Consider the following 25172-nt stretch of genomic DNA (forward strand, 5'->3'; position numbering starts at 1 on the left):
GAATGCGCAGATCACGTCAGCCGAACCGCCCTTTCGGTAACTCCAGTATGTGCAACCCCACCCAACGGGCCAGCCGTTCGTTCTTCGGAGCTTGTATGAAGAGAACGATGAGCGCCAGGACGATCCTCAGCCCCACCGCCCAGTCCGGCAGGAACCAGCCGAACTGGGCCACGCAGAGACAACAGAGCAGGAAGGCGGTCGCCGTGGGGCGGTGTTTCCGCGACCCGGCGTCAACAGGGCGCGTTCACGACGCCTGCCGGAGCGCGTACATGTGGAGTTCGCTGCGGGACTCCTCCGTGTCCACCCGCAGCCAGGAGTCGTCGCGGAAGCGGATCAGTAGTATCCGGGTCTCGAACTCGCCGGAGAAGGGGTCTTCCAGCGTGGCCTCGTCGGGGGACAGGCGGGCGACGATCTGGGCGTGCCTGTCGCGTCCCGAGCTGACGCGCTTGCGCGGGGCCGCGAAGGTGATGCCGTCCTGACCGGCGAACAGCAGGCGCTCGTGGTGGGTCGAGTGGCTGTACCAGTACAGGAGGAACTGGCCGGCGGCGCCGTTCCAGTCGCCGTCGAAGACGTTGTCCAGGCCGTGTTGTTCGACAGCCGCGTCCATCCGCTTCTCGCCCTCCTTCCGCGCCCGGTGACGTTCCTTCTCCTCCTTCGAGTCGAGGGCACGCTCGACCGACTCCTGCGCTCGGGCCAGAAGGCTCAGGAGAAGGAGGAGTGGGAGGAATGGGGCGCCGAGTACCGTACCGAGCATGGCCAGCGGCGGTCGGCGGGCCGGGTGGAGTGGTGGGTTACCCGCGGCTTGCAGAACATCGGCCGGAGGCTGCGGGATATTTCCGATCCAGCACCATTCGCCCGCATCGGAGTGAATGCCAAGGCGTTCCGCGATTACGCCCTGTTTGCTCTTGCGTGCCATGTCAACGATCTCCTTGCCGATGCCGAACCAGATCGGTCTACTGAGAGTATCTGCTGTGCAGAGCCGGGACGCGGGAGTCGGTGGACGGCTGCGACTGCCCTTGGTGAAGGGAATTGGGCGGGTGCAGGTGAGAAAGGATTGGAATCATGGGGGATCACATAAAAGCGGACCTCGCCGCCATCAAACAATGCTCACGTGACCTGGCGAAGATTCACGGAGAGTTCGAGAAGCACGGAAATCCTGCGGACGAGTACGGCAGCGCGATCGGCCACGGCGGCCTTAAGGATGCGTTCGCCGACTTCGGGGACACCTGGAAGAAGACGCGCAAGAAGCTCATGAAGGAGCTTGAGCAGCTGTCGGAGTTCACCCGGACCGCGGCCAAGGCGTACGACGACATCGACCGTGAGCTGGCCAAGGCGATCCGGGACGCCAAGGTACAGAGCAAGGGGAAGAAGTGAGCAGGGCAGACGCCGACTGGCCGCCGCTGTGGCACGACGACCCCACGCCGGGCGACCCCGAGGAGGTCGCCGAACTGGGCCGCAAGCTGCGCAAGATGGCCGACATGATCGACGAACAGTCCCGCGTCATCAAGGCGCTGGCCTCCGTCGAGGGCTGGGACAGCGAGGCGGGCAAAGGCTTCCATGAACTTGCCGGCGGTACGGCGGACAAGCTGAAGAAATCCTTCGAACGCTACGACGAAGCGGCGAAGGTCATCGGTGAGGAGGCCGGTGAAGGGCACTCCGAACAGTTCGCAAGCGAGATGCGGCGGGCGCAGCGCAAGGCTGACAAGGCCCTTGCCGACTACCGGGAGGCGAAGGCCGAACACGACCTCGCGGACGGTGAGGTCAAAAGGTTCACCAACAAATACCCGACGGTGCTCGAGATTCCCGCCGCGGAGAAAGAGGAGTACGAGCGGTGGGTCAAGAAGCGGGCCGAGGCGTTGCGTCGCATCGGGGCCGCCCGCAAGGCGGTGAAGGACGCCAGAGAGATCTATGACGACGCGGGGGACAAAGCTGCTCGCCATATCAGGAATGTCGTGTATCACGATGCGGTTCGTGATCCCGGCGGATTCATGAACTTCCTGGCGGACTGGGCCGATATGCTGTCGAACATCTCGGCAGTTCTGTCCGTCCTTGCGGTCATTTGCGCATTCGTTCCGCCGCTGCAGTTCTTGGTGCCCATTTTCGCGACCCTGGCCGTGGTGGCGAGCGCGGCGGCGCTGGCCGGTCACGCCTACGACATGACGGTGCGCGGGGGGAAGGTCGACTGGCTGAAGCTGGGTGCCGATGCGTTGGGAGTTCTTCCTGGTCTGGGGGCTCTGAAGGGGTTCAAGGCCCTCAAGGGCGTCAAGGGACTGACGAAGTTCAGGTTCAGTGGCGTGAGGGCGCTGGACGGCATCGGACACAACTTCCTGAACGGCGTCGCCGTCAAGCTGACCAACAAGGTTCTGGGAAGGACGGCCCGAGCTGCGGCGATCGACGGCAAGAAGATCACGGCCGTCATCAAGGGAGCAGGTCTCGCAAGCGCTTTGAACCGCATGTTCAGCGGTGAGAACGGCGGCAGGACCGGTTACCAGGAGCCCCCCAAGGCCACCTCGCCCGCCCCCACGCCGTCGCCCCGCCCTCGCCCCGTACCGAGCGTCTCGCCGAAGCCGTTCAACGCGGCCCTGGCAGCCTAGAGCTGTGGCCACCCATAAGGGAAAGCACATGTCATGACACGGAACGAACAAGCGCTGGGTTCCCGTCAGTTCGTCGGCAGGCGCGGCGGCGACACCGTCACGCTGGTCGACGGCTCCGTGATCGCCGGTGTGCCGGAGGCTAAGCAGGCCGCCGAGGAGGCGGGACGCGAGCTCCGGTTCGACTTCTTCGATGACGAGGCGGTGCTCGACCTGCTGCGTCGGCGGCATGCCGACGAGGAGGAGATGTTCGGCGCGGGCCTCAAGCACGGAGTGCCGCTCGCGCTCGTCGGATTTGGAGCAGTGCTGTACTGGGGCGGCGTCGCCCAGTACTGGGAGACCCTCGCTTCCCGCAACGCTTACCTGGCAGTCGCGGCGGTCGTTGTAGTGACGCAAATTTTTTTCTTCGTACGCAGCGCGATGAAGCACTGGGGCGACCCGGTCCGGCAGAATCTGCGGGCCCGCGCGGCGAAGTACCGCGAGATCGCGCACATCGCCCGCCGGGGAGGGGCCGAAATTCCGGCCCACTATCCGCACTACGGGCCCTACCCGTTCGCGGCGACCTTCCGCCCCGACGTGGACGACCGCGAACAGTCCCGAAGCAAGGGTGAAGATGACCACGGAAACGGCTGACGCAGCGCAGCGCACGCTCACGGGCGACCGCGGCATAGAGGTCCGCTGGATCATGCCCGAGGGCTTCTTCGAACTGCCCTTCGGGGCGGACGACCTGGACGAGCTGGCCGATCAGCTGGTCGCCCTGGCCAAGCAGGCGCTGCCGGGTGCCGACGAGGAGGTGCAACTGCAGTACGCCGCGATGTGCGCGGCGCACTACGACGAGTTCATCGAGGCCGGTGTGCAGTACGCCGGCTTCGTCACCACCGAGGTCGACGGGGTCCGTTGCACGGCGACGGTGAACGTCAGCCTCATGGACCTCGACGAGCGGGCGGGCCGTAACCCGGCCGGTTTCATCGCGACCACGATGCGGCACCTCGGGCTGGGCCAGGTCGACGAGGTGCACCTGCCGTGCGGTCCGGCGGTGACCTGCGTCGGCAACCGCGCCTCGAACGTCGACGGCGCGCTGACGCAGTCGGGTCAGGACGAGCCGATCTGGACGTCGTTCATCCAGGTGCAGATCCCGTTGGACAACGGCACCGTGCTGGTGATGGAGATGGGGACGCCCACGGTCGAGGGGTGGGACGTCTTCTCCGCCATGTTCGCCGGCATCGTGAAGAGCGTCCGCCTCTTCGACGACTCCGGGGCGCCCCTGGTGATGCCGGGGTGAGCGAGTCGTCCGGGAGCGGCGCCGAGCCGGCGACGGCCGGCGCCCGGGACTACCGGCTGCTCGTCCCGCGGGAGTGGTTCCGCGTCGACCTGATGCAGGACCGCTGGCGTCATCAGCTGAAGACCTTTGTGGAGAAGCAGGCGGACGGTCGGCAGGTCCCGGCCGAGCTGACGCGGAACGTGTGGGCCATCCTGCGCAACACCGCGGAAGCGGGTCGGGCGCGGGGCGCCATGGAGTTCTACCTCCTGACCCTTTCCCGCAACGGAGGACTGCCGGCGTCCCTGCTCGTCTCCCTCATGCCGCCGGGCGGGACGCCGGCCGATCCGGACGCGTTCGCGGCGTGGATCGAGGCACGGAAGGGCGAGGACGGCGGGCGGCGCGAGGTCGGCGTGGTCGACCTCCCGGCCGGCCGGGCCGTACGGGTTGCGGGGCCCACGTTCCTGGACCTTCATGTCGTCCTGCTGGGCGGGACGGGCTACCTCACCCTGTCGTTCTCCGCGCCGGTCGTCGGCATGTCCGGTCCGATGCTGCGGCTGTGCGAGGCCATCGCGGGTTCGCTGCGCTGGGTGGAGTGACGGCGACTGTGGCCTGCGGCCCGCCTGGAAGGGCCGTACGGCTCCGCCCGACGCGCGGGCGGAGCCGTGACCGGGCCGCTGTCAGCGGTTGACTGCCTGGATCTCCTGAACGGTGACCGCCTGGCCGTTGCCGAAGGTGCCGTCGGGCAGGTCGCCTCCGGCGCCGCCGGTGCCGGTCCAGGAGATGTCCCAGGTGATCGTGGCCTGGAGGTTGTAGGTGCCGTTGCCCGACGAGCGGAGGTACTTGATGCCGCACGGCGGGGTGCGGTCCGCCTTGCTCCTCGCGTAGGGCTCACCGATCGAGTCGTCGTTGTTGATCACGCACTCGCCGGATGCCGGGTAGGTCACCGCGTCGTCGGTCCCGGGGTCGAGGGTCAGGGACACGGGCCTTGCCGTCGTCGTGGCTTGGAGATTGAAACCCGGCACGTTGATGGCTGCCGTCGCCTGCACCTCGTCGAACACGGCCTTGTCGAGCCATGCCCAGGTGGGCAGGTTGACCTTGGTGGTCTGCTCCGGTGCGAGGGTCACCTCGGTGTCGGGCAGTTGCATGTGCTGGTAGGCCAGGGCGGCGAGGATTTGAGGCGTGATGGCCTCTTCGTACCGGGGCGGTGGCGCCTCGCCGTTGTCCACCCAGAAGGGAAGGTCGTTGCAGGAGCTCCGCTTGAGCACATCGGGTTCGTTCGGGTTCTCGACACCGGCCCAGAACATGCCCTCGCCGTCCTTGTCGACGTTGTAGTCCTCGTAACCTGGGTTGTCGGACCAGCCGTAACCAGCCTCGTAGTGGCGCTTCAGCTCGGTAAGGGCTGAGCCGGCAGTGCTGCCGATGCCGGGAGTCTTCAGCTGGCGCTCGATGTCCTTGGACATCTTCTTAAAGTCCTTGGCTCCCAGATACGGGGCGTACCAGCACGGTGGGGGAGTCCAGTTGACGTCCGCGGACGTCACGTTGCCGGAGGCGCCGTTCGGGGCCACGGACCCGGAGTACGTGATGCGGGCAGCGGCGTAGATTCCGCCGTCGTCCTTGCCGCCCGACTGCTCCATCCTGCCCTCGGTGTTGCTGGGAATCTCGCCAGCGTAGGCCGTATCTGTGAGGGTGAGACCGAAAGCCAGAGAGAGGACAACACCGGTGGAAGTGGCCCATGACTTGGTCACTGGCACTTCGCCGCCTTCCCCTCGACGTACACCTCGGACGCCTGCCAGAGGTCGTCACTGGTGGGCATCCTGACCATGATGATCTTGAAGTAGTCGAAGTCTGTCAGGCTCGGCGTGCCCTTGAGTACATTTCCGGTCTTCACTTCCTTCGAATAAAACTTGGTCGAGTCGACACAGAAAGCCACTTCGACGGTGTTCCCGGCGGGCGTCGAGCGCGTAGTGGCCTGGTAGTGACGACGGGTGCCGGTGGCCGTCCACCCGCCCTCGAGCCTGGCGTTGATCTGCGTCTGGCCGTACTTCAGCCCTTGTCCCTTGGAATAGGCCACCAGGGCGGCGTCGTCGGTTGTGCGCTTGTCGATGCCGTGGTAGATGGCCCGGACGTAGTTCGCGGCGTCATCCATAGCAGCCGCCTCGTTCTTGTCCTCCGGCTTGTCCCAGTCGAAGACCAGGTTCATGTCTGCGGGCAGCGACACGTCCACGCCGTCAGGCTTGTCCTGCTGAGGCGCGGCAGGCTCCGCCGACTTGCTCGGCTGTGCGGACCCCTTACCGGCACCGGCGATCTGGTCGCCGTCGGCGGAGTTGTCATCCCCACCCCCACAAGCCGTGAGCAGCAGAGCCGTCGCGGCGGCGAACGCGGCGGCGGTGGGCAAGGTGCGGCGCTTCACAGTGACTCCCCGTGAGACAGAAGTGCAGTCGAGAGCAGAGACGGTATCGGTGCTGTTTCCGGTTTTGCCAGGGCGAAGAGGCCTGCGAAAGGGGTGATTACGGCGCGTGGGCTGAACGGGAGTGATCGGACGTATCTCCGAAACGCGCAGGTCACGTTAGTCGAGTCGTTCCTCGGAAGCTGCAGTGTGTGCCATTCCACCCAACGGCCTAACCGCTCGTTCCTCGATGCCAGTGCGAAGAGGGCCAAGCGCGCGCTGGGCTGATGCGCCGGAGCCGTGTCAGTCGTCGAGCAAGGCTCGTAGCTGCGGGGACAGAGTCGGAGTGTCCGCGGCCGCCCCCGTGGCCGGCCAGTGATGCCGTGCCCTCACTGCACGCACTTCTTGTTCCCCCGTTCCGACTCGAGCTTCGTGGTCTGCCAGACCCCCGCGTCGTTCTTCTTCAGACGCGTGCTGTACAGCACATAGGAGTCGTCGGTCGCGGGGGTCTTGTCCACCTTGTTCGTCTCGCGGTTCTTGTTGTACGCCTTGCTCTCGTCGGCGCAGTAGGAGACGCCCGCCGACTTCTTGTCGAACACGCTGATCTCGGGTGCGAAGTAGCGCACCGATCCGGAGTAGGTGAGTCCGGCGTCCACGATCCCCTTGACCCAGTCCTGACTGCCCGCGAGGGCGGTGCCGGACTGGTAGAAGCGGAGCGCCGGTGACTCGGGGTCACCCTCGGTGACGGCGTACGTCACCGCCGTCTGCGCCCTCCCCGCATCCGCCAGGACCGCGTCCTTCGTGGCATCGCCGGTCTTCCAACCCTCGAACCGCTCCTCCACGTCCTTGGGCAGGGTCATGTCCGGACGCTCGGCCGACACCTCGGGTTCGCTGGGGGAGGGTGACGCTGTGCTCTTCCCCGTGTCGGCCCCCGCGATCTCGTCACCGGCCTTGGACCCGCCGTCGTCACCACTGCACCCCGTCATCAACAGGGCCGATGTCGCGGCGAACGCTACAGCGATGGGCATTGAGCGGCGCTTCACAATGACTCCCCGTGAGACGGATGTGCAGTCAGGGTCAATGACGGTATCTGTGTGGCCTCCGGTTTCGCCACGTCGGCCTGCCGGGTGACCTCATCCCCTCTCACGCCCCGTCACCGAACCGGGCAAATCCTTCCAGTCCGGACCGCCGTTCGTGCGTGATGCGTGAGGAGGTCACGCGTGAGGTGTGAGGGTGTGAGCCCTCGGACGCTCCTCCTCGTTCCGTCCGCCCGCGTAATTCTCGGCCCCGGCCGTCAACAACCGTCCCCACCGCATTGTTCAATCCTGAAGTTGCTGGTGAGCGCCCCTGTCTCCCCCGAAGTGCCCGGAGCCGCTTCTGCCTTGAGGGCCGTATGCCCGGCTGATACGGTGCCATGGCTTGACACTCACCTCCGCGTTGGTCATTCACCCGGATACGGGGGGTGCATCCGACGCGTCCCGCACGTCCCGCATGTCTGCGCGCGAGCGGACGCTGGTGAAGTGTCCGCTTTTCAAAGGGACTTGGCAGACATCATCTTGGGTGTACGGGGAGCGGCTGCGTGAAGATCCAGGAGCGTACGGGGGCGGGCGCGGGTCGTTCCGCGGCTCCGGTCGGGCCGTCGGTCGGTGAGCGGCTTCCCACTCCTCCCCGCGAGCGCAAGCCGGCGCTCGCCGCGTTGGCCGTGCTGCTGATCCTGGTGGGCGCGCTGGGCGCCACCATGCTCGTGCTGCAGGCCGGCGACCGGATCGAGGTCGTCAAGATCACCGAGGAGATCCCGGCCGGGCAGGCGGTCAACGACAGCAACACCACGTCGGTGATGGTCGCCGAGGACCCGGGCATCAACTACGTCAGGTGGTCGCAGCTCGACGCCCTGAAGAAGCTGAAGGCCGTCACCACCATCCCCGGCGGTGTGGTCGCCGTCGGCGAGATGTTCGGCCAGGAGGCCAAGGTGCCCGAGGGCAAGGCACTCGTCGGGGTGTCCCTGAAGGAGGGGCAGTACCCGGCCGGGCTGAAGTCGGGCGCCACGGTCGCCGTGTACCGGGTCGGCGGGGCCGCGCGGTCCGGGTCGGACGGCGACGGTGACGGCGGCTCCTCCGGCTCCACCGGCGGCGGCGACTCCGTGATCGTGGAGAAGGCGGTCGTCGACTACGTCCAGGACACGGGGAGCGACGACCTCGTCAGCAGCACCAACCGGCCCGTGACGCTCCTCGTCGACGACGCGCAGGCCGCGGCGCTCACCCAGGCCGCCTCCAACGGCGAGGTGGCGCTCGTCCTCGTCCCTGGCAACTAGAAGGCGGCACCCCACCCATGGCCCTCATCGCCCTCGCCGCCGACAAGGGTTCCCCCGGCGTCACCACCGCGGCCGTCGCCCTCGCGGCGGTCTGGCCGCGCCGTGTGCTGCTCGCCGAGACCGACCCGGCGGGCGGTGACCTCGTGTACCGCAGCGCCGCCGCGCACGGCGGCCCGCTCAATCCCAACACCGGCATGCTGTCCATCGCCGCCACCGCGCGGCGCGGCCTCGTGCCCGACCAACTGTGGGACCATGCGCAGCCGTTGAGCGGCGGCCTGGAGGTCCTCGTCGGGCTGGGCATCGCCGAGCAGGCGGCCGGCCTGGCCGGTCTGTGGCCGACGCTCGGGCACGCCTTCGCCGCCCTCGCCGACTCGCCCCACGCGCCCGCCGACGTCATCGCCGACTGCGGACGCATCAGCGGTGACACCCCGGCCGCCGAGCTGTTCCCGCACGCCTCCCTCGTGCTGCTGGTCTCGCGCACCGAGCCCGAGGCGCTGGCCCGCGTGCGGGACCGGGCGGCGGCGCTGGCCGGCAAGCTGCACGGCGGCCCGCGCGGCGCCGCCACCCTGAACAGCCCGGTCATCGGCGTCGTCCTGGTCGCCGACCCGGGCGACGCCGCCAAGCTGGCCGGCCAGGTCAACGACATGCTCGTGCACGCCCAGACCGGCGCCCGCGTGGTCGGCACCCTCGCCGACGACCCGGCCGGCGCCGAGCAGCTCGCCGGGCGCCGCCGCGGCCGGCTGGACAAGTCGCTGCTGATCCGCTCGGCGCGCAAGGTCACGGCCGACGTGTACCAGCAGTACGGCGCCGCGTGGGCCGGCCAGGCCCAGGCCCAGCAGGCGCACGCCGCCCCGCCGCCCCAGGGTCACGGAGCCGGGCGATGACCGCTGTCGACCACTCCCTGGTCAAGCGGTTCCGTCAGGAGGCCGGTGACCGGATCGCGGAGCAGCGCCGCCTCGACCAGGTCAACGGCGTCACGCCGATGTCCAGCGAGGACGAGCGGCAGTACGCCCGTGCCGTCATAGCCCAGATCCTCGAGGAGCACGCCCGCGCCGAGATCAACGCGGGCCGTACGCCGCTGGACGCGGAGACCGAGGAGCAGTACGCGGCCGCGGTGCACGCGGCGCTGTTCGGGGTGGGCCGGCTCCAGCCGCTGCTCGACGACCCCGAGGTCGAGAACATCGACATCAACGGCTGCGACCAGGTGTTCGTCGGTTACTCCGACGGGCGCGAGGTGCGCGGCGAGCCGGTCGCCGAGACCGACGAGGAGCTCATCGAGCTGATCCAGGTGCTGGGCGCCTACTCGGGTCTGTCGTCCCGGCCCTTCGACTCCGCCAACCCGCAGCTCGACCTGCGGCTGCCGGACGGTTCGCGTCTGTCGGCCGTCATGGACGTGGCGCGCCGGCCCGCGCTGTCCATCCGCCGGGCCCGCATGGGCAAGGTGTTCATCTCCGACCTGGTCGGCAACGGCACGCTGACGCCGGAGCTCGGGCACTTCCTGGCCTGCGCGGTCCGCGCCCGCAAGAACATCATGATCGCGGGCGCCACCAACGCCGGCAAGACCACGCTGCTGCGCGCCCTCGCCAACGAGATCCCCCCGCACGAGCGTCTGATCACCGTGGAGCGGGCGCTGGAGCTCGGCCTCGACACGTTCCCCGATCTGCACCCCAACGTGGTGGCGTTCGAGGAGCGGCTGCCCAACTCCGAGGGACAGGGCGCCATTTCGATGGCGGAGCTGGTGCGCCGGTCGCTGCGTATGAACCCTTCCCGGGTCATCGTCGGCGAGGTGCTCGGCGACGAGATCGTGACCATGCTGAACGCGATGTCCCAGGGCAACGACGGTTCGCTGTCCACGATCCACGCCAACAGCTCCAGCGAGGTGTTCAACCGCATCTCCACCTACGCCCTCCAGGCCACCGAGCGGCTGCCCATCGAGGCCAGCCAGATGCTCATCGCCGGCGCGGTGAACTTCGTCGTCTTCATCCAGCGGCGCAACGGCTACCAGAGCGGCGGCCGCCTCCAGCGCATGGTCACCTCGGTGCGCGAGGTCAACGGCGTGGACGGGCGCGTGCTGTCCAGCGAGGTCTTCGCCGAGACGCCCGACGGCCGGGTGATCCCGCACGCCCCCATAGCCTGCCTGGAGGATCTGATGGCCCACGGCTACCGGCCCAGCGGAACGTGGGGGTGAGCCGATGACGCCCGAGCACGTGACCAGCCCCCTGGCCACCTCCGTGTCCAGCACCGTGACCGCCCCCCTGCCCGCCACCGCCGACCTGGCCGCGCTCGGCTCGGTCGGCACCATGGGCGGACTGTTCTCCACCACCGTGCTGTACGCGCTCGGCTGCGGCGTCGCCGTCGGCGGCGGTCTCGCGCTGCTCCTCGTCGCCGTACGCGGTCTGCCCGCGAAGCCCGAGCACGAGAAGCAGAAGGCGAGCGAGCGGGCGGGCGAGCTGATGCGGTTCGCCGGGCGGCGCGGTTCGCTGGCCGTGCTCGTCGGCCTCGCCGTGCTGCTGATGACCCGCTGGGCCGTCGCCGGTGCCGCCTCCGCCGTCCTCGTCTTCTTCTGGGACCGTCTCTTCGGCGGCGCCTCCGAGGAGCGGGCCGCGATGCGCCGCGTGGAGGCGCTCGCCTCGTGGACGGAGTCGCTGCGCGACACCATCGCCGGCGCGGTCGGCCTGGAGCAGGCGATCCCGGCGTCCGCGCGGGCCGCCGCGCCCGTGCTGCGTCCGCACCTCGACGCGCTGGTCGACCGGCTGCGCGCCCGCACCCCGCTGCCCGAGGCGCTGCAGCAGCTCGCCGACGAGATCGACGACGCCTCCGCCGACATCATCGTCGCCGCTCTCATCCTCAACGCCCGCCTGCGCGGCCCCGGTCTGCGGCAGGTGCTCGGCGCGCTCGCCAAGTCGGCGCGCGAGGAGGTCGACATGCGGCAGCGCGTGATGGCGCAGCGCGCGTCCACGCGCCGCTCGGTGCAGATCGTGGTCGCCGTGTCGATCGCGTTCGTGCTCGGACTGTCCATCTTCAACCGGGAGTTCGTGGAGCCGTACGGCACGGCCGTCGGCCAGGTCGTCCTCGCCTGCGTGTGCGGGTTGTTCGCGCTCGGCTTCTGGTGGCTGCGCAAACTGTCCACCATCGAGACGCCCGAGCGCTTCCTGGTGCGCGACGAGTCGTCGGTGCGCCTGGTGCGTCCCCGCACCCCGGGCGCCGCGCCCGCGCAGCAGTCGCCGTTCCAGCCGGAGGAGGGGGTGCGCCGGTGAACGACGGACTGACGATGCCGGTGGTCGTCGGCGCGGTCGTCGGACTGGGCGTCTACGTCCTGGTCCGCGCCCTGATGCCGACCAGGCGCAGCGCCCTCTCCCAGGTCGCCCGGATCGACGCGATGCGGGCCCGCGGCACGGCGTACGAGTCGGCGCGGCCCGCGGACACGGATTCCGGTCGCTTCGCCGCGCTGCGCGCCCAGGTGGGCGAGAAGGTCGCCGAGATCTACCGGCAGCAGGGCTGGGAGCAGCGGTCGCTGCGCGCCGACCTCGCCGTGCTGGAGCGCAGCTGGGAGAAGTTCCTGGCGACCAAGGTGCTGCTGGCGGTGGCGGGTCTGTTCTTCGGGCCGTTCCTGTTCGCCATCGTCTGGCAGCTCGGCTTCGGCAGCAGCCCGGTGATCCCGGTGTGGCTGGCGCTGCTGTGCGCGGTGCTGTTCTTCGTGCTGCCCGACCTGGAGGTGCGCCGGGACGCCGCCGAGAAGCGGCGCGACCTGCGCCGGGTGATCGGCGCGTACCTGGACCTGGTGTCGATGAGCCTGGCCGGCGGCCGGGGTCTGCCGGAGGCGCTGATGGCGGCGGCCGAGGTGTCCGACGGCTGGGCCACGCAGCGGATCCGCAACGCCCTCGCCGACGCCCGGATCACCGGTGTCAGCCAGTGGCAGGCGCTGGGTCAGCTCGGCGAGGAGCTGGGCGTGGAGGAGCTCAAGGACCTCTCCGCCTCGCTGGCGCTGGTCGCGGACGATGGCGCGAAGGTGCGGGAGTCCCTCGCCTCGCGCGCCGAGACCATGCGCCACCGCGAACTCGCCGAGATCGAGGGCAGCGCGGGTGAGAAGTCCCAGTCGATGCTCGTGGCGCAGCTGCTGCTGTGCGCGGGGTTCCTGGTGTTCCTGATCTTCCCGGCGGCGATGCGGGTGTTCCAGGTGTGAGATACCGGGACGGTGCGCCGCGAACCGCGGACCGCGCGCCGTACGTCAGAGCTTCCGTGGACCGAATGCGAGAGGACAACGCGTCATGAACGGACGTACCTTCCACACCGGCGTCCCCGCCGTCGACTTCCTGGTCGCCTTCCTGCGGGCCCGTGTCGAGCGGGCGCGCTCCGGCGAGCTGGACCGCGGCGCCTCCGCGGTCGAGTGGGTCATCATCTCGGCCGTCGTCGTGGCGATCGTGGGCGTGGTGGCCGCGATCATCAACGCCGCGCTCAGCGAGGGCGCCACCAAGGTCGGCGACTGCATCAAGGGCGCGGACGCGGGCAAGACCTGCTGACCGCCCGTACCTTCTCGACGTCCACGGGGATGCCGGTGCGCGTACGCAGTTGGGTACGCCGACGGGTGGAGGCCGCCTCCGCCCGCGGCGATTCCGGCATGACCGCGATCGAGTTCGTGTTCCTCACACCCGTCCTGTTCTTCATGATCTTCGCGACGGTGCAGTTCGCGCTGTACTTCTTCGCGGATCATGTCGCCCAGGCGGCGGCGCAGGCGGGCGCGCGCAAGGCGCGGGCCACGGCGGACGCCGAGCCGGGCGCCTGGCGGGGCGAGGCACGGGACGTGGTGGACAGCTACATCCGGCAGCTGGGCCCGCAGTTGGTCATCGCCCCGGACGTGAGGATGCTCCAGCCGGAGCAGGACACGGTCGGCGTGGAGATCACCGCTCGTATCCCGACGGTGTTCCCGGGCCTGGACCTGACGGTGCACGCGCAGTCGGTGGGGCCGGTGGAGCGGTTCGTGCAGGAGGGGGAGAACTGATGCGCCGTTCTCTCCCATGGGTGAGGCGGCAGGACACCGCCGACCGGGGTCTGTCCACCGTCGAGGTCGTCATCCTCGCCCCCGTGATGATCCTGTTCATCCTCGTCCTGGTGGCGTTCGGCCAACTGGTCGACGGGCGGGGCGCGTTGGACGGCGCGGCGCGGGACGCGGCCCGTGCGGGGTCGATCCAGAAGGACCACGCCACGGCGATGGCCGAGGCGCGGGCGGCGGCGGAGGCGAACCTCCAGGACGTCTGCTCGGGCCCGGTGACCGTCGTCCAGACCAGCCAGGGCTTCGAGCCGGACACCCTGTTCAGCGTCCAGGTGAGCTGCGAGGTGCGCGGCCTCGCGATGCTGGGCCTGGACATCCCGACGACGCTGACCGCGAGCTTCAGCTCACCGCTCGACCCGTACCGGAGGACGGCGTGAGGGCACGCGTATCCGAAGGCGGCGCACGCGCAACGGAGTTGGGTCCGCACGCACCCGTACCTTCGCGCGCACGCGTCCGGACCTGGCTCGCGGACCGCGCCCGACGGCTGGACGACCGCGGCTCGGGCGCCGGCGCGGTCATCATCTTCGCGCTGGTCTTCCTCTCTCTGGCGGCCTTCGTCATCGACGGCGGCATGTCGATCTCCAAGCGGGAGCGCGCGGCGGACATCGCGGAACAGGCGGCCCGCTACGCCGCCCAGGACATCGACCGCGAGGCCCTCTACGACAACGAGGGCGGTCCCGCCCCCATCAATTTCCAGAACTGCGACGCCCGCGTGAAGGCCTTCGCCCGCGAGATGGACATGTCCGGCGCGGACATCGCCGCCACCCACTGCGTGACGGCGACGGCCGACGCGGTCGAGGTCGAGGTCCAGCTCACGTACTCGCCCGTGTTCACGGGGATGTTCTACGGCGGCGACGTGGTGGTGCGGGGGCAGGCGGTCGCGGAGAACGAGGTCGGCTGACGCCGACCGGCCGGACGGCACGGGCAAGGAGGACACGGTGGGAGACCAGGAAGCCGACATCGCGCGGATCAAGGAGACCGCTCGCTCGCTCGGGCGCATCCGCGACACCTTCGCCGAACGCGCCAACCCCGCAGAGGGGTACGGCGTCGACGACCTCGGCTCGGACAAGATCCTGGACGCCTTCGACACCTTCGCCGACAACTGGAAGATCCACCGCAGACAGCTCACCGAGGAGCTGGAGAAGCTGCACGGGATCACCAAGTCCGCCGCCCGGTCGTACGAGACCCTCGACCACGAGCTCGCCGAGGCGCTCCGGCGCACCGACAAGGACCAGCCGAAGGGAGCGGGCCGATGACCGCCAGACCGGCCGCCCACCGCTGGGCCGTGCTCGACGAGTCCGCCGACCCGATACCCGGGGACCCGGAGACCGTCGCCCGGCTCGGACGGCAGCTGCGCAAGACCGCCGAGGCCATCGACAAGGAGGCCCGCGAGATCGAGGCGCTGGCGTCGGTGGAGAACTGGAAGGGCAAGACCGCCACGGAGTTCCGCGGCGCCGCCGAGGGCGCGAGCGGCAAGCTGCGCAAGGCGTTCAAGCGGTACGACGAGGCCGCGCAGGCGCTCGGCACCCAGGTGCGCGAGGGTGTGTGCAGCAACGAGTTCGCCTCGGAGCTGCACCGCGCCCAGCAGATGGCCGACCAGGCGCTGAAGGACGCCGAGCAGGCCGACGAGAGCCTGGGGAGCGCGCGCCGGGCCCTGGACGGGTTGCCGGACGACACCCCGGACGACGACCCGGACCGCAAGCGGCACACCGACCGGCAGAAGGCGGCGACGTCCGCACTGGCCGACGCGAAGAAGGCGCTGGCGGCGGCCAAGGGCATCCGTGACCGCGCCGCGCAGGCGGCCGCCGACGCGATCCACGACGTCATCGAGAACGACGGGCTGAAGGACGGCTGGAAGGACAAGTTCAAGAACTGGGTCCACGAGAACGCCGGCTGGCTCAAGGAGATCTCCAAATGGGCGGGACGCATCGCCCTCTGGGCCGGGGTGGCGGCGCTCGCGCTCGGCTGGATCCCCGTCATCGGCCAGGCGATCGCCGTCGTCGCGAACGCCGTCGCGCTGGTCGCGAGCGTCGTCGCCCTGGCGACCGACCTGGTGCTGGTGCTCGGCGGTGAGGGCAGCTGGAAGTCCGTCATCCTGGACGCCGTCGGTGTCGCCACCTTCGGCCTCGGCCGGGCCGCGATGGCGGGCGCCAAGGGCGTGGCCGCCGGCGGCAAGGCGCTGGCCCGCAGCAACCTCTACAAGAACGCCGTGCGGTCCGGCATGAAGACCAACAAGGCGTGGAACCTCGCCAACCGCGGCGCGCAGGGGTCGATCCGCGGCAAGGACGCGGCCCGCGCCATGGCCACCATGCCCAAGGGCAAGCTGCCGAACTGGAGCAACCTCAAGGAGGGCTTCAGCCCGTCCGCCCTGGCCCGGGATACGGTCGACGGCGTGAAATCCATCCGCAACGCCTTCTCCCGGGAGGGCTGGCGTGAGGGGCTGAGCGGCATGGCGGCCCCCCGGTCCGCCGGCACCCTGGACCCGGACCTCGCCCGCACGGCCGCCGGGCTCGACGGCATCGCCCCGGCCGCCCGCGAGTTCCCCGCGGTCAGCAACGCCCTGAACAACTTCACCGGCCAGACCAACGTCTGGGCGGGCTCCACCGCCACCGGTGTGCTCGCCGGCTCCGAGGGCGCCTACGGCGCGGTGACCTCGGTCGCCGACAAGGTCACCCCGTGACCGAGGCGCCCGCTCTCCGGCCGGCCGCGGGGCGCGGTCCCGGGCTCGAACGGTGTCACGGCTCACGGCTGTCCGTGGAGGACGGCGGGCTCGTGCTGCGCGCCCGGGGCCGTACCCGCCGGGTGCCGGTCGGGGACGGCGGTGTCGCCCGCGCGGTGTTCGTCGACGCGGCGCCCGCGGACGCCGGACGCGACGAGCCCGGCCGTCCCGACGCCTGGGGCGAGGTGCGGCTTCAGGACCGGGACGGGGCGCAGGTCGCCCGCATCCCCCTCGGTGACTGGCTGCCGGAGGCGCCCGCGCTTCCGGAGCGTGCCGTGCAGGGGGAGCAACTGCTGGAGCGTACGGGCGTGGCCGGGCTGCTGAAGGCCGCGGGCGTGCCGCTGCACGTCGCGCGGGACCGGAACGACCCTCGGGCAGGTTCGGGGAAGGGAGGCGTCTCCCTCGGGCCAGGCCCCGCATTCCCGCTTTGGTACTGGTGCGTGCGCGGCGTCGCCGGGACGCTGTGGTTCTCCGCCTTCACCGTGGTCGTCTTCTCCGACACCGTGCCCGGCCGGCTGGTGCTGCTGCTCGCCCTCACCGCCCTGTGCGGGCCGGTGGCGCGGCTGGCGCTGCGCGCCTGGACCCGGCTGCGGGCAGGGCGCCGCCGGGTGACGGTCCTCGAACGCGTCACGCCCGACCCGGCGCCAGGGAGCGGGGCCACGGTCCGGTTCCTGCGGGACACCGAGGTGCGGGTGCAGGACCGCGATCTGGTGCTGCGGGACCTCGGCGGCCAGGAGTACTGGTTCCCCCGCACAGGCGCGCACGCGGTGACGCGGTTGGTGAAGGTGTTCGACGGGACCGGACGGCCGGTCGGGGCGGAGTTGCGGGGGCCGGGCGAGCAGGTACGGGCGGTGTTCCCGTGGGACCTGTGGTTCGGCGGCGCGGACGGCGCCGACGGGTGGTCGCGGTTGTGCGGCGCCCCGGGCCTCGCGGTGTCCGAACGCAGGCTCGGCGGGAAGCGGACCTGGCCGAAGGGACCGGTGCTGGGCACCGGGCTGCTGCCCCGCACCGGCCGGGACGCCCGCCGGATGGCACGCTTTCCCGGCACGGCGGCGGGAGTCTCGTCGACCGCCGTCATGGCCTTCGGGAACCTCTTCTCCGTGATCCAGGGCATCCGCGTCGCCGACACGGCGCCCGGACCCGCGGCCGTCGCCGTGGCCGCGGGGGCGCTCGGTCTCGTCCTGCAGGCCGTGCCGTACGCCGTGCACGAACTGCGCGGACGGCTGGTGCTCGACCGGACCGCGGCGGAGCGTACGACGAACGAGGAGGCCCGGCGATGACGACCCGACCCGAGCACGACGGACCACCGTCCGACTACCGACTCCTGCTGCCCGACGGCTGGTTCCGGATCCTCCTCGACCCCGAACAGCGGGACCGGTCGGCCGACGCGCTGGTGGAACGCCGCTTCCAGGGCGTCGACAACGCCCCGCACCTCAAGGACGAGATGCGCGCGGATCTGCGCCGCCGGGCCGCCGAGGCCTACCGCGGCGGCGGCATCGAGCTGTACCTCAGCTTCCAGGAGGCCGGACCGCTCACCGTCCCCGCCTCGCTGCTGGTGAGCCTCGCCCCGCTGCGCGGCCCCGAGCCGCTGTCGCCGCACGACCTCGCGGCGGCGTTCGCGAAGGGCGCGGAACCGGACGAGGACGACGCGAAGGTGAGCGTCGAGGAGCTCGCCGCCGGCACCGCCGTACGCGTCCGGTCCACCACGCGGCCCACCGAGCGGGAGCGGCGGGACGGGCAGCGGGCCTCCGTCGCGGTGGAGTACCACGTGCCCGTCCCCGGCAGCGCCCAGTACCTGCTGCTCACCTTCTCCACCCCGCTGGAACCCGTCGCCGACGCCATGGCCGGCCTCTTCGACGCCATCGCCTCCTCGCTGACCTGGACGGAGTGAACCCGCCGATGACCGACGACCTGTCGACGCTGGGCCTGGAGTGCTCGGAGGACTGGGTGCCGTTCCCGGTGACCGGCACGATCGACCTGTCCTACTGGGCCAGGTACCAGGCGGAGGAGCTCGTCGAGCGGTACGCGCGCGACGGGGAGAAGGGCAACGCCCGGGCGCTCGCCCGCGATCTGGAACGCGCGGCGGCCGACAGCCGGAGCCGGGAGCCGCTGGGCGCGTTCGGCTGGTACATCAGCGGGCACCGGACCGTGGCCGCGGTGCTGGAACTGGACGCGATCCACCCCGACGCGACGTACCCCGAGGTGACCCTCGACCTGCTCGCCGAGTCGATGTCCGCGACGGACTTCGGGCCGCCGGACGTCCGCCGCGTGCGGCTGCCGCTGGGGGACGCCGTACGCATCCGGCAGAACCTCGTCGAGGAGCGCAAGCGGCTGTTCGGGCCGCGTCCGGTGGTCCGCACCCTCTTCCACGGCGTCCGCCCGCCGACGACCGACGCGGCCGTCACCCTGATGGTGTCCTGGACCGAACCGGTCCTCGACGAACCCCTCGAAGGCATCGTGGACGGCATCGCGCGGACGCTGAAGCTCTGAGCGGCGGGCGGCTCGACGAAGAAATCCGGGGAATCGGCACAGGGTTCACGAGTACACCTCGGACTGTTTACGCGACCACGCGAATTCGCCGGCCGCGACTGCGCCGAGGGGGGATACCGATCAATTGAGTGTGAAGGGTATGCGACCTTTCCACGCTGTTCCCGTCACACCTGTGACGTGGGGGGCGTGCGGGGGCGGGCCGCAGTCCGGACGGCGCTGGTCGGGCGTATCTCCGCGTGCTTTGAGCGGGTGGTGCTGTTCGTTCGTCGTGGACCGGGGATTTCCCTGGTCCGGCCTTCCGTGACGGGAATCGACGGACATTCCGCGACGCATTGTCCGATACGAAGGGAACGCGCCCCCATGAACCTCGCCCCCCGGGTGGAAACCGCCGAACTCTCCGACGCCGACCTGGACGGCGTCTCCGGCGGCCAGTCCGTCTCCGCCGGCTTCGACGCCGGCGCGGCCGTCGTCCTCGGCCACGGTTCCGTCGGCGTGGGTGTGTACGCCGAAGCGGGTCCCCTCAGCGTCTCCGCCGGTCTCGGCGGCTCGGTGAGCCACGCGGACGCCGTGCGCACCACGATGGTCTGAGTGCCGTACCCGGCCCCGGTCCGTTCGCGGACCGGGGCCGCACTCATTTCTTCTCCCGCTTGTCCTCCACGGTCATCTTCTCGTTGACCTGCTTGGTCAGTTCGTTCTCGAGCTTGTTGAACTCACGGACCACCGCGTCGGACATGTCGGCGAGCGCGTCGAGCTGCTGCGTGATGTCCTCGCGCCCGTCCTCCCAGTTCGACTCGAAGTCGGACAGCGCGTCGTTGACGCTGCCGTCGCCGATGTCGTCCTTGTACGAGTCGAAGAGCTTCTTCGTGTGGTTCATCCGCTTCTTCAGCGACCGCAGGCGGCGCCCGTAGTCCTCCAGATCGGACAGCGGAAGCGCGAGATCGCTCTTTCCCTCACCCATGTGAACTCCCCCTCGGAATCCCGCGGCCGGCCCTCACCTTTCAGCAGGGTACGGCTTGGGTCGGGCCGGACGTCCAGCCCGAGCCGTGGCCCAGGTCCCGGGCCGGGATGTCGGCGAGCCTGCTCTCCGGAACCTCCGGAGCCGTGTACCCCGAGGTGCGGACGTGAGGTGAGGCCGAGGGGTCGGCAGGGTTGCCCCTGCTGCGAGTGCGCCGTGGTCGCGTGAGGGCGTTCGCGGCCACAGTGCGCCGCGTCGGACGGGCCGCCGACGCGGAGAGCGGCCGTACCCCTTCGACTGCGGCCATTCGAGTCAATAAGATCCCCGTAGCCCCGACGACCCCCTCCTCCCACCCCAGGACACCCGCCATGCCGCGACGCCGCAGTTCCAGCCCGTCCAGTTCGACGGCTCCGAGGAACCGCACGCCGCAGCCGGTCCGGGTGCGGCAGCGGACGTTCGGGGACTTCGTGAAGGCGTTCCTCGCGTTCGTGGCGCTGGCGGTGCTGCTCGTCGGGGTGCCGGTGGCGCTGGCGATGACGGCGGGCTGGCCGTTCCCGGAGACGTTCGAGCCGATGGAGTGGCTCAGGCAGGACATCTCCGTCTCGACCTTCCTCTCCATCCTGACGTTCGTCGTCTGGCTCGCCTGGGCGCAGTTCACCGCCTGTGTGCTGGTGGAGATGAAGGCCGCGCTGTCCGGGGTCGGGGTGCCGGGGCGGGTGCCCGGCGCCGGGCCCAGCCAACTGCTCGCCCGTCAGCTCGTCGCCGCGCTGCTGCTGGTCGGCGCGACCGCCGCCAGCTTCACGCCGTCGCTCGCGCAGCTCGGGCAGACCCTCGACGACGACCAGCGGCCCACCGTGGCCGCCGCCCAGCAGACGCCGGGTCTCTTCGCCCAGCACCAGGAGCAGGCGGCCGGCGCCGCCGCAGCGGTCGCCGAGCAGGCCTCGCACACCGAGGCGGCCCCCGCCGCCAGGCAGCAGGGCGACACGAAGTTCTACCGGATCCAGCCGCCGGAGGGGCGTCACCACGACTCCCTGTGGGAGATCGCCGAGCGGCACCTCGGCGACGGCCGCCGCTACAAGGAGATCTTCGAGCTCAACAAGGACCGGGTGCAGCCCGACGGTTCGCGGCTGTCCGAGGCCAGCCTGATCCGGCCCGGCTGGATCATGGAGATGCCCGGCGACGCGCGCGGCGGTGACCTCGTGGAGATGCCGGACGACGCCCCCGAGGTGTCGCCGGAGGTGCGGCAGCAGATCAGCGACTACGCGAGGACCGGTGACGGCGCGGCCGGCGGCGGTGACCGGGCGCAGGGCGGCGGAAGCGGCAGCAGCGGCGACACCGCCCAGGTCGACCTCCCCGAGCAGCGTCCCGCCCCCGTCCCCGGGACCGGCCACGCCGACCTCCAGCGTCCCGCGCCGGAGCAGGCCGCCGCGCCCGCCCGGGACTCCTCGTCCTCCGGGCTGCCCGAGGCCCTGCTGGCCGCCCCCCTGCTGGCCGCCGGTCTGCTCGGGGCGCTCGGCCACCGGCGCCGTCAGGCGCTGTGGCAGTCGGCGTTCGCCGGCATCGGCGGGCGGCGCGGCATGGAGCCGCCCACGCCCACCGGCGACGCCCTCGACGTGCAGGACGCGCTGCTGGTCGGCGCCGACCCCGAGGGCGTACGGCTGCTGGACCGGTCGCTGCGCGGGCTGGCCGCGTCGCTGGCCGCCGAATCCCGTCCGCTGCCCACGGTCTACGCGGCCTGGCTCAGCAACGGCGACCTGCACCTCCAGCTCGCCCAGCCGTCCGGCAAGCCGCCGTCCCCGTGGCGGCTCGGGCAGGACCAGACGTTCTGGATGCTGGCCCGCGCCGACGCCGAGCGGTACGAGGACGCCGACACCGCCGCGCCCTACCCGGGCCTGGTCAGCCTCGGCACCATGGACGACTCCCGGCTGCTGCTCAACCTGGAGTCCGTCCCCGGCATCGTCTCGCTGAGCGGCCGTGAGGAGGACCGGGCGGCGGTGTTCGCCTCCGTCGCCGCCGAACTGGCCACCAACGGCTGGTCGGACCGGATGACCATCACCCTCGTCGGGTTCGGCGAGGACCTCACCGCCCTCGCGCCCAGCCGGCTGCGCCACCTCGACGGCATCGAGGCGCTGATCGAGACGATGGAGGCGGAGACCCGGCAGCGGCGCGGCGCGCTCGGCGCCGCGGGCCACGACTCGGTGCTCACCGGCCGCACCGGCCCGGCCCGGCACACCCGCTGGGCCCCGCACCTGGTGCTGCTGGCCGCCGAGCCGTCCCCCGAGGACGCCATGAGGCTCGCCGAGCTCGCCGCCGACGCGAGCCGCCTCGGCATCGGCTACCTCGTCGGCACCGGCAGCGGCGATCTGCCGGGCGCCGCCTGGGAGATGGAGATCACCGGCGCGGGCAAGCTGCTCGCCCCGCTGCTCGGCCTGGAACTCGACGCCCAGCTGCTGCCCGCCGCCCAACGGCGCGCGGTCGTCGAGCTGTTCACCGACACCGACCCGGAACGCAGCCCCGACGGGCCGGGCACCGCACCGCCGTTCCTCGTCGACATCAGCGAGCAGGGCCGGCCCGCGGTGTACGCGCGCCTGGTCGGGCCGTACGAGATCATCGGTCTGGAGACGCCGGACGGCGAGCGCAGCGCGCTGCTGCACGAGGCGCTGGCGCTGCTGCTCCTGCACCGCGAGGGCGTGCACCCGCGGGTGCTGTCCTCCGCGCTGTGGCCGCGCGGCGTCACCGACGACGTGCGCGAGGCGCTGATCGACCGGCTGCGGGACTGGCTCGGCACCGACCCCGACGGCGCCCCGCGGCTGCGCACCGACGACACCGGCCGGCTCACCCTCGCCAAGTCCGTGGTCTCCGACCTGGACGTGCTGCGTTCGCTGTACCACGAGGCGACGCAGGGCAGGGGCGTCGACAGCCGGGCGGTGCGCGGGCGGCTGCTCACCGACGCGCTGGTGCTGGTGCGCGGACCGCTGCTGGCCGACCGGCCCGAGGGCCGCTACCGCTGGCTCACCCACGAGATCGTCGACGCGCAGCTCCCGCTGCTCGTCGCCGACACCGGCCTGGCGCTCGCCGCGTTCCACCTGGAGAAGGACCGCGCGGAGAAGGCCATCGAGGCGCTGAACGCCGCGCTGCGCACCGCCCCGGCCGACGAGCGGCTGTGGAACGAACTGCTGCGCGCCACCCACGCCCTGGACGACCCTGAGCGGCTCACCGCCCTGGCGTCCGACCTGGTGGCCCGCAGCGGGGCCCGCGGGCTGCCGCCGCGCACCGAGGCGCTGCTCGACGAGCTGCTGCCGGCGTGGCGCGACGCGGTCGCGGCGGCGGGCTGAGCGGCCGGGCGGGATGACCGACGGCCTGGAGTACGCGCTGATCGCCGCCGCCGCCCTGTGGGGCGCGGCGGCCGGCGCGCTGCTGCCCCGCGCCGCCCACCGGTTCTCCGTCCCGGCCGGGGAGGAGTGGCGCACGGCGTGCCCGCAGGGGCACCCGCTGGCGGGCTGGCTCGGCCCGGCCCGCTGCCGGGCGTGCGCGCCGGACTCGTATGGGAAGGGCGCGTCAGGCCTGCACGGGAAGGGCACGGGAATCCCGTACGGGAAGGGCGCCGCCGTCCTCGTGACGGTCACCGCGCTGGTCTGCGCGGCCCTCGCCGCCGCCACCGGGACCCGGCCGGAGCTGGCGGTGTGGCTGCTGCTGGCGCCCGCGGGCGTGCTGCTCGCGACGGTCGACCTCCGGGTGCAGCGGCTGCCCGACCCGCTCACCCTGCCGTTCGCCGCGGCGGCCCTGGTGCTGCTGGGCCCGACCGCACTGGTCCCCGAGCACGCGGGGGAGTGGACCACCGCCCTGCTGGGCGCGCTCGCGCTCGGCGCCGGCTACTTCGTGCTGTTCCTGGTCAACCCGGCCGGCATGGGCTTCGGCGACGTGAAGCTGGCGCTCGGCGCGGGCGCGGTCCTCGGCTGGTACGGCTGGCCCACCGTGCTGCTCGGCACCCTCGCCGGGTTCCTGTGCGGGGCGCTGTACGGGGGCGCGCTCGTGGTCGCCCGGAAGGCGGGGCGCAAGACGTCGATCCCGTTCGGTCCGTTCCTGATCGGCGGGGCCTTCGCGGGGCTGCTGATCGGTGCGTACACGGCCTGACGTCGGCGCGCGGGGACGGCTGACGTACGCTGATTCCGTCCGTCCACACCCCTGCGAAAGGGACACCGGTGACCGAGAAGGCCGACCTTCAGCCCGTCCTCGACCGTGCCGCCGCCGGTGGGCGGATCACCCCCGAAGAGGCCCTGGTCCTCTACCGGGACGCCCCGCTGCACGCGCTGGGCGCCGCCGCCGACGCGATCCGCCGGCGTCGGTACGCGGGCACCGAGCACATCGCCACGTACATCATCGAGCGGAACATCAACTACACGAACGTGTGCGTCACGGCGTGCAGGTTCTGCGCGTTCTACGCGGCCCCCAAGGACACCGCCAAGGGCTGGACCCGCGACCTCGACGACATCCTGCGCCGCTGCGCGGAGACGGTCGAGCTGGGCGGCACGCAGATCATGTTCCAGGGCGGCCACCACCCGGACTACGGCGTCGAGTACTACGAGAAGCACTTCGCGGCCATCAAGAAGGAGTTCCCGCAGCTCGTCATCCACAGCCTGGGGGCGAGCGAGGTCGAGCACATGGCGCGGATCTCGAAGGTGAGCGTCGAGGAGGCGATCCAGCGGATCCACGCCGCCGGCCTGGACTCCTTCGCCGGCGCCGGCGCCGAACTGCTGCCGGAGCGCCCGCGCAAGGCCATCGCCCCGCTGAAGGAGTCCGGCGAGCGCTGGCTGGAGATCATGGAGATCGCCCACAACCTGGGCGTGGAGTCCACCTCCACCATGCTGATGGGCACCGGCGAGACCAACGCCGAGCGGATCGAGCACCTGCGGATGATCCGGGACGTGCAGGACCGCACGGGCGGCTTCCGCGCGTTCATCCCGTACACCTACCAGCCGGAGAACAACCACCTGAAGGGCCGCACGCAGGCCACCCTCTTCGAGTACCTGCGGATGATCGCCATCGCCCGGATCTTCCTGGACAACGTGGCGCACATCCAGGGCTCGTGGCTGACCACCGGCAAGGAGGTCGGCCAGCTCTCCCTGCACTACGGCGCGGACGACCTGGGCTCGATCATGCTCGAGGAGAACGTCGTCTCCTCCGCCGGCGCCAAGCACCGCTCCAACCGGCTGGAGATCATCGACCTGATCCGCAAGGCGGGCCGGGTCCCGGCGCAGCGCTCCACGACGTACGAGCACCTCGTCGTGCACGACGACCCGGCGAACGACCCGGTCGACGACCGCGTGGTCTCGCACATCTCGTCCACCGCCATCGAGGGCGGCACGGCCCACCCGGAGCTGAAGCTCCTGCCCGCCAACTGACCCTGTC

General features: G+C 71.0%; 29 protein-coding genes. 23 read left to right on the top strand and 6 right to left on the bottom strand.

What is annotated here, in order from left to right; genetic code table 11:
- Positions 1 to 16: 16 nt before the first annotated feature.
- Both ACWH4W_RS08505 and ACWH4W_RS08510 read right to left on the bottom strand, forming a co-directional pair.
- Positions 17 to 172: a hypothetical protein gene (locus ACWH4W_RS08505; RefSeq protein ID WP_473075191.1), complete on the bottom strand. Its 156-nt coding sequence runs from the start codon at positions 170 to 172 to the stop codon at positions 17 to 19.
- Between the two features lie 72 nt (positions 173 to 244).
- Positions 245 to 607 (bottom strand): hypothetical protein, encoded by a 363-nt coding sequence (locus ACWH4W_RS08510; RefSeq protein ID WP_473075192.1) that lies wholly within the window; start codon positions 605 to 607, stop codon positions 245 to 247.
- 455 nt (positions 608 to 1062) lie between these two features.
- Between ACWH4W_RS08510 and ACWH4W_RS08515 the strand changes: the two genes are divergently transcribed.
- From ACWH4W_RS08515 to ACWH4W_RS08535, 5 genes are read left to right on the top strand one after another with little or no spacing between them, the layout of a single operon-like run.
- Positions 1063 to 1374: a WXG100 family type VII secretion target gene (locus ACWH4W_RS08515; protein WP_473075193.1), complete on the top strand. Its 312-nt coding sequence runs from the start codon at positions 1063 to 1065 to the stop codon at positions 1372 to 1374.
- A complete protein-coding gene (locus tag ACWH4W_RS08520) occupies positions 1371 to 2594 on the top strand; it encodes a putative T7SS-secreted protein (RefSeq protein ID WP_473075194.1) in 1224 nt (407 codons plus the stop codon). The genes ACWH4W_RS08515 and ACWH4W_RS08520 overlap by 4 nt, the downstream gene beginning before the upstream one ends.
- Before the next feature lie 33 nt (positions 2595 to 2627).
- Positions 2628 to 3224 (top strand): hypothetical protein, encoded by a 597-nt coding sequence (locus tag ACWH4W_RS08525; RefSeq protein ID WP_473075195.1) that lies wholly within the window; start codon positions 2628 to 2630, stop codon positions 3222 to 3224.
- The gene (locus tag ACWH4W_RS08530) at positions 3205 to 3873 is read left to right on the top strand and encodes a hypothetical protein (RefSeq protein WP_473075196.1); all 669 of its coding nucleotides are present in this window, start codon (positions 3205 to 3207) and stop codon (positions 3871 to 3873) included. Before ACWH4W_RS08525 ends, ACWH4W_RS08530 begins: the two co-directional genes overlap by 20 nt.
- A complete protein-coding gene (locus tag ACWH4W_RS08535) occupies positions 3870 to 4448 on the top strand; it encodes a hypothetical protein (protein ID WP_473075197.1) in 579 nt (192 codons plus the stop codon). The genes ACWH4W_RS08530 and ACWH4W_RS08535 overlap by 4 nt, the downstream gene beginning before the upstream one ends.
- 81 nt (positions 4449 to 4529) lie before the next feature.
- Here the strand turns inward: ACWH4W_RS08535 and ACWH4W_RS08540 are convergent, their stop codons facing one another.
- The 3 genes from ACWH4W_RS08540 to ACWH4W_RS08550 all read right to left on the bottom strand — a co-directional run bounded on the left by ACWH4W_RS08540 (position 4530) and on the right by ACWH4W_RS08550 (position 7266).
- Positions 4530 to 5486: a hypothetical protein gene (locus ACWH4W_RS08540; protein WP_473075198.1), complete on the bottom strand. Its 957-nt coding sequence runs from the start codon at positions 5484 to 5486 to the stop codon at positions 4530 to 4532.
- A gap of 107 nt (positions 5487 to 5593) precedes the next feature.
- Positions 5594 to 6262 (bottom strand): hypothetical protein, encoded by a 669-nt coding sequence (locus ACWH4W_RS08545; RefSeq protein ID WP_473075199.1) that lies wholly within the window; start codon positions 6260 to 6262, stop codon positions 5594 to 5596.
- A gap of 365 nt (positions 6263 to 6627) precedes the next feature.
- A complete protein-coding gene (locus ACWH4W_RS08550) occupies positions 6628 to 7266 on the bottom strand; it encodes a hypothetical protein (RefSeq protein ID WP_473075200.1) in 639 nt (212 codons plus the stop codon).
- Positions 7267 to 7817: 551 nt separating this feature from the next.
- Between ACWH4W_RS08550 and ACWH4W_RS08555 the strand changes: the two genes are divergently transcribed.
- The 15 genes from ACWH4W_RS08555 to ACWH4W_RS08625 all read left to right on the top strand — a co-directional run bounded on the left by ACWH4W_RS08555 (position 7818) and on the right by ACWH4W_RS08625 (position 19396).
- Complete coding sequence (locus ACWH4W_RS08555; protein ID WP_473075201.1) at positions 7818 to 8549, top strand: hypothetical protein; 732 nt, start codon at positions 7818 to 7820, stop codon at positions 8547 to 8549.
- Positions 8550 to 8566: 17 nt separating this feature from the next.
- Entirely contained in the window at positions 8567 to 9433 is an 867-nt protein-coding gene (locus ACWH4W_RS08560; RefSeq protein ID WP_473075202.1) for a hypothetical protein, read from the top strand.
- On the top strand, positions 9430 to 10737 hold the full coding sequence (locus ACWH4W_RS08565; RefSeq protein WP_473075203.1) for a TadA family conjugal transfer-associated ATPase: 1308 nt from the start codon (positions 9430 to 9432) through the stop codon (positions 10735 to 10737). Before ACWH4W_RS08560 ends, ACWH4W_RS08565 begins: the two co-directional genes overlap by 4 nt.
- Positions 10738 to 10849: 112 nt before the next feature.
- Positions 10850 to 11806: a type II secretion system F family protein gene (locus ACWH4W_RS08570; protein WP_473077449.1), complete on the top strand. Its 957-nt coding sequence runs from the start codon at positions 10850 to 10852 to the stop codon at positions 11804 to 11806.
- 14 nt (positions 11807 to 11820) lie between these two features.
- On the top strand, positions 11821 to 12732 hold the full coding sequence (locus ACWH4W_RS08575) for a type II secretion system F family protein (RefSeq protein ID WP_473077450.1): 912 nt from the start codon (positions 11821 to 11823) through the stop codon (positions 12730 to 12732).
- An 85-nt stretch (positions 12733 to 12817) separates the two neighbouring features.
- A complete protein-coding gene (locus tag ACWH4W_RS08580) occupies positions 12818 to 13069 on the top strand; it encodes a hypothetical protein (RefSeq protein ID WP_473075204.1) in 252 nt (83 codons plus the stop codon).
- 29 nt (positions 13070 to 13098) lie between these two features.
- Positions 13099 to 13548, top strand: coding sequence for a TadE family protein (locus ACWH4W_RS08585; RefSeq protein WP_473075205.1), 450 nt, complete (start codon positions 13099 to 13101; stop codon positions 13546 to 13548).
- Complete coding sequence (locus ACWH4W_RS08590; protein WP_473075206.1) at positions 13548 to 13976, top strand: TadE/TadG family type IV pilus assembly protein; 429 nt, start codon at positions 13548 to 13550, stop codon at positions 13974 to 13976. Before ACWH4W_RS08585 ends, ACWH4W_RS08590 begins: the two co-directional genes overlap by 1 nt.
- 38 nt (positions 13977 to 14014) lie before the next feature.
- Complete coding sequence (locus ACWH4W_RS08595; protein WP_473075207.1) at positions 14015 to 14500, top strand: TadE/TadG family type IV pilus assembly protein; 486 nt, start codon at positions 14015 to 14017, stop codon at positions 14498 to 14500.
- 37 nt (positions 14501 to 14537) lie between these two features.
- Positions 14538 to 14855 carry a hypothetical protein gene (locus tag ACWH4W_RS08600; RefSeq protein WP_473075208.1) on the top strand — a complete coding sequence of 106 codons (318 nt, stop codon included), beginning with the start codon at positions 14538 to 14540 and terminating at the stop codon, positions 14853 to 14855.
- Positions 14852 to 16279: a putative T7SS-secreted protein gene (locus ACWH4W_RS08605; protein ID WP_473075209.1), complete on the top strand. Its 1428-nt coding sequence runs from the start codon at positions 14852 to 14854 to the stop codon at positions 16277 to 16279. Before ACWH4W_RS08600 ends, ACWH4W_RS08605 begins: the two co-directional genes overlap by 4 nt.
- Complete coding sequence (locus ACWH4W_RS08610; protein ID WP_473075210.1) at positions 16276 to 17598, top strand: hypothetical protein; 1323 nt, start codon at positions 16276 to 16278, stop codon at positions 17596 to 17598. The genes ACWH4W_RS08605 and ACWH4W_RS08610 overlap by 4 nt, the downstream gene beginning before the upstream one ends.
- A complete protein-coding gene (locus ACWH4W_RS08615) occupies positions 17595 to 18209 on the top strand; it encodes a hypothetical protein (RefSeq protein WP_473075211.1) in 615 nt (204 codons plus the stop codon). Before ACWH4W_RS08610 ends, ACWH4W_RS08615 begins: the two co-directional genes overlap by 4 nt.
- An 8-nt stretch (positions 18210 to 18217) precedes the next feature.
- Positions 18218 to 18808 carry a hypothetical protein gene (locus tag ACWH4W_RS08620; protein ID WP_473075212.1) on the top strand — a complete coding sequence of 197 codons (591 nt, stop codon included), beginning with the start codon at positions 18218 to 18220 and terminating at the stop codon, positions 18806 to 18808.
- Between the two features lie 360 nt (positions 18809 to 19168).
- Complete coding sequence (locus tag ACWH4W_RS08625; RefSeq protein WP_048459635.1) at positions 19169 to 19396, top strand: hypothetical protein; 228 nt, start codon at positions 19169 to 19171, stop codon at positions 19394 to 19396.
- A 43-nt stretch (positions 19397 to 19439) separates the two neighbouring features.
- Here ACWH4W_RS08625 and ACWH4W_RS08630 read toward each other — a convergent pair whose 3' ends face one another.
- The gene (locus ACWH4W_RS08630; protein WP_086699836.1) at positions 19440 to 19766 is read right to left on the bottom strand and encodes a hypothetical protein; all 327 of its coding nucleotides are present in this window, start codon (positions 19764 to 19766) and stop codon (positions 19440 to 19442) included.
- A gap of 365 nt (positions 19767 to 20131) precedes the next feature.
- On the opposite strand from ACWH4W_RS08630, the gene ACWH4W_RS08635 reads away from it, so the two are divergent.
- The 3 genes from ACWH4W_RS08635 (at position 20132) to mqnC (ending at position 25165) form a co-directional block, all read left to right on the top strand.
- Positions 20132 to 23098: a BTAD domain-containing putative transcriptional regulator gene (locus tag ACWH4W_RS08635; RefSeq protein ID WP_473075213.1), complete on the top strand. Its 2967-nt coding sequence runs from the start codon at positions 20132 to 20134 to the stop codon at positions 23096 to 23098.
- A 13-nt stretch (positions 23099 to 23111) separates the two neighbouring features.
- Positions 23112 to 23897, top strand: coding sequence for a prepilin peptidase (locus ACWH4W_RS08640; RefSeq protein WP_473075214.1), 786 nt, complete (start codon positions 23112 to 23114; stop codon positions 23895 to 23897).
- A gap of 68 nt (positions 23898 to 23965) precedes the next feature.
- On the top strand, positions 23966 to 25165 hold the full coding sequence (mqnC, locus tag ACWH4W_RS08645) for a cyclic dehypoxanthinyl futalosine synthase (RefSeq protein ID WP_473075215.1): 1200 nt from the start codon (positions 23966 to 23968) through the stop codon (positions 25163 to 25165).
- Positions 25166 to 25172: the final 7 nt, after the last annotated feature.

It is taken from the genome of Streptomyces sp. DSM 120436 (assembly GCF_055778765.1).

Bases quoted from the DNA above. Each gene is read 5' to 3' on its own strand.
- ACWH4W_RS08510 (WP_473075192.1), bottom strand. From the start codon at position 607: ATGGACGCGGCTGTCGAACAACACGGCCTGGACAACGTCTTCGACGGC.
- ACWH4W_RS08515 (WP_473075193.1), top strand. From the start codon at position 1,063: ATGGGGGATCACATAAAAGCGGACCTCGCCGCCATCAAACAATGCTCA.
- ACWH4W_RS08525 (WP_473075195.1), top strand. From the start codon at position 2,628: ATGACACGGAACGAACAAGCGCTGGGTTCCCGTCAGTTCGTCGGCAGG.
- ACWH4W_RS08530 (WP_473075196.1), top strand. From the start codon at position 3,205: ATGACCACGGAAACGGCTGACGCAGCGCAGCGCACGCTCACGGGCGAC.
- ACWH4W_RS08540 (WP_473075198.1), bottom strand. From the start codon at position 5,486: ATGGAGCAGTCGGGCGGCAAGGACGACGGCGGAATCTACGCCGCTGCC.
- ACWH4W_RS08550 (WP_473075200.1), bottom strand. From the start codon at position 7,266: ATGCCCATCGCTGTAGCGTTCGCCGCGACATCGGCCCTGTTGATGACG.
- ACWH4W_RS08560 (WP_473075202.1), top strand. From the start codon at position 8,567: ATGGCCCTCATCGCCCTCGCCGCCGACAAGGGTTCCCCCGGCGTCACC.
- ACWH4W_RS08565 (WP_473075203.1), top strand. From the start codon at position 9,430: ATGACCGCTGTCGACCACTCCCTGGTCAAGCGGTTCCGTCAGGAGGCC.
- ACWH4W_RS08570 (WP_473077449.1), top strand. From the start codon at position 10,850: ATGGGCGGACTGTTCTCCACCACCGTGCTGTACGCGCTCGGCTGCGGC.
- ACWH4W_RS08575 (WP_473077450.1), top strand. From the start codon at position 11,821: ATGCCGGTGGTCGTCGGCGCGGTCGTCGGACTGGGCGTCTACGTCCTG.
- ACWH4W_RS08580 (WP_473075204.1), top strand. From the start codon at position 12,818: ATGAACGGACGTACCTTCCACACCGGCGTCCCCGCCGTCGACTTCCTG.
- ACWH4W_RS08585 (WP_473075205.1), top strand. From the start codon at position 13,099: ATGCCGGTGCGCGTACGCAGTTGGGTACGCCGACGGGTGGAGGCCGCC.
- ACWH4W_RS08590 (WP_473075206.1), top strand. From the start codon at position 13,548: ATGCGCCGTTCTCTCCCATGGGTGAGGCGGCAGGACACCGCCGACCGG.
- ACWH4W_RS08605 (WP_473075209.1), top strand. From the start codon at position 14,852: ATGACCGCCAGACCGGCCGCCCACCGCTGGGCCGTGCTCGACGAGTCC.
- ACWH4W_RS08615 (WP_473075211.1), top strand. From the start codon at position 17,595: ATGACGACCCGACCCGAGCACGACGGACCACCGTCCGACTACCGACTC.
- ACWH4W_RS08620 (WP_473075212.1), top strand. From the start codon at position 18,218: ATGACCGACGACCTGTCGACGCTGGGCCTGGAGTGCTCGGAGGACTGG.
- ACWH4W_RS08625 (WP_048459635.1), top strand. From the start codon at position 19,169: ATGAACCTCGCCCCCCGGGTGGAAACCGCCGAACTCTCCGACGCCGAC.
- ACWH4W_RS08630 (WP_086699836.1), bottom strand. From the start codon at position 19,766: ATGGGTGAGGGAAAGAGCGATCTCGCGCTTCCGCTGTCCGATCTGGAG.
- ACWH4W_RS08635 (WP_473075213.1), top strand. From the start codon at position 20,132: ATGCCGCGACGCCGCAGTTCCAGCCCGTCCAGTTCGACGGCTCCGAGG.
- ACWH4W_RS08640 (WP_473075214.1), top strand. From the start codon at position 23,112: ATGACCGACGGCCTGGAGTACGCGCTGATCGCCGCCGCCGCCCTGTGG.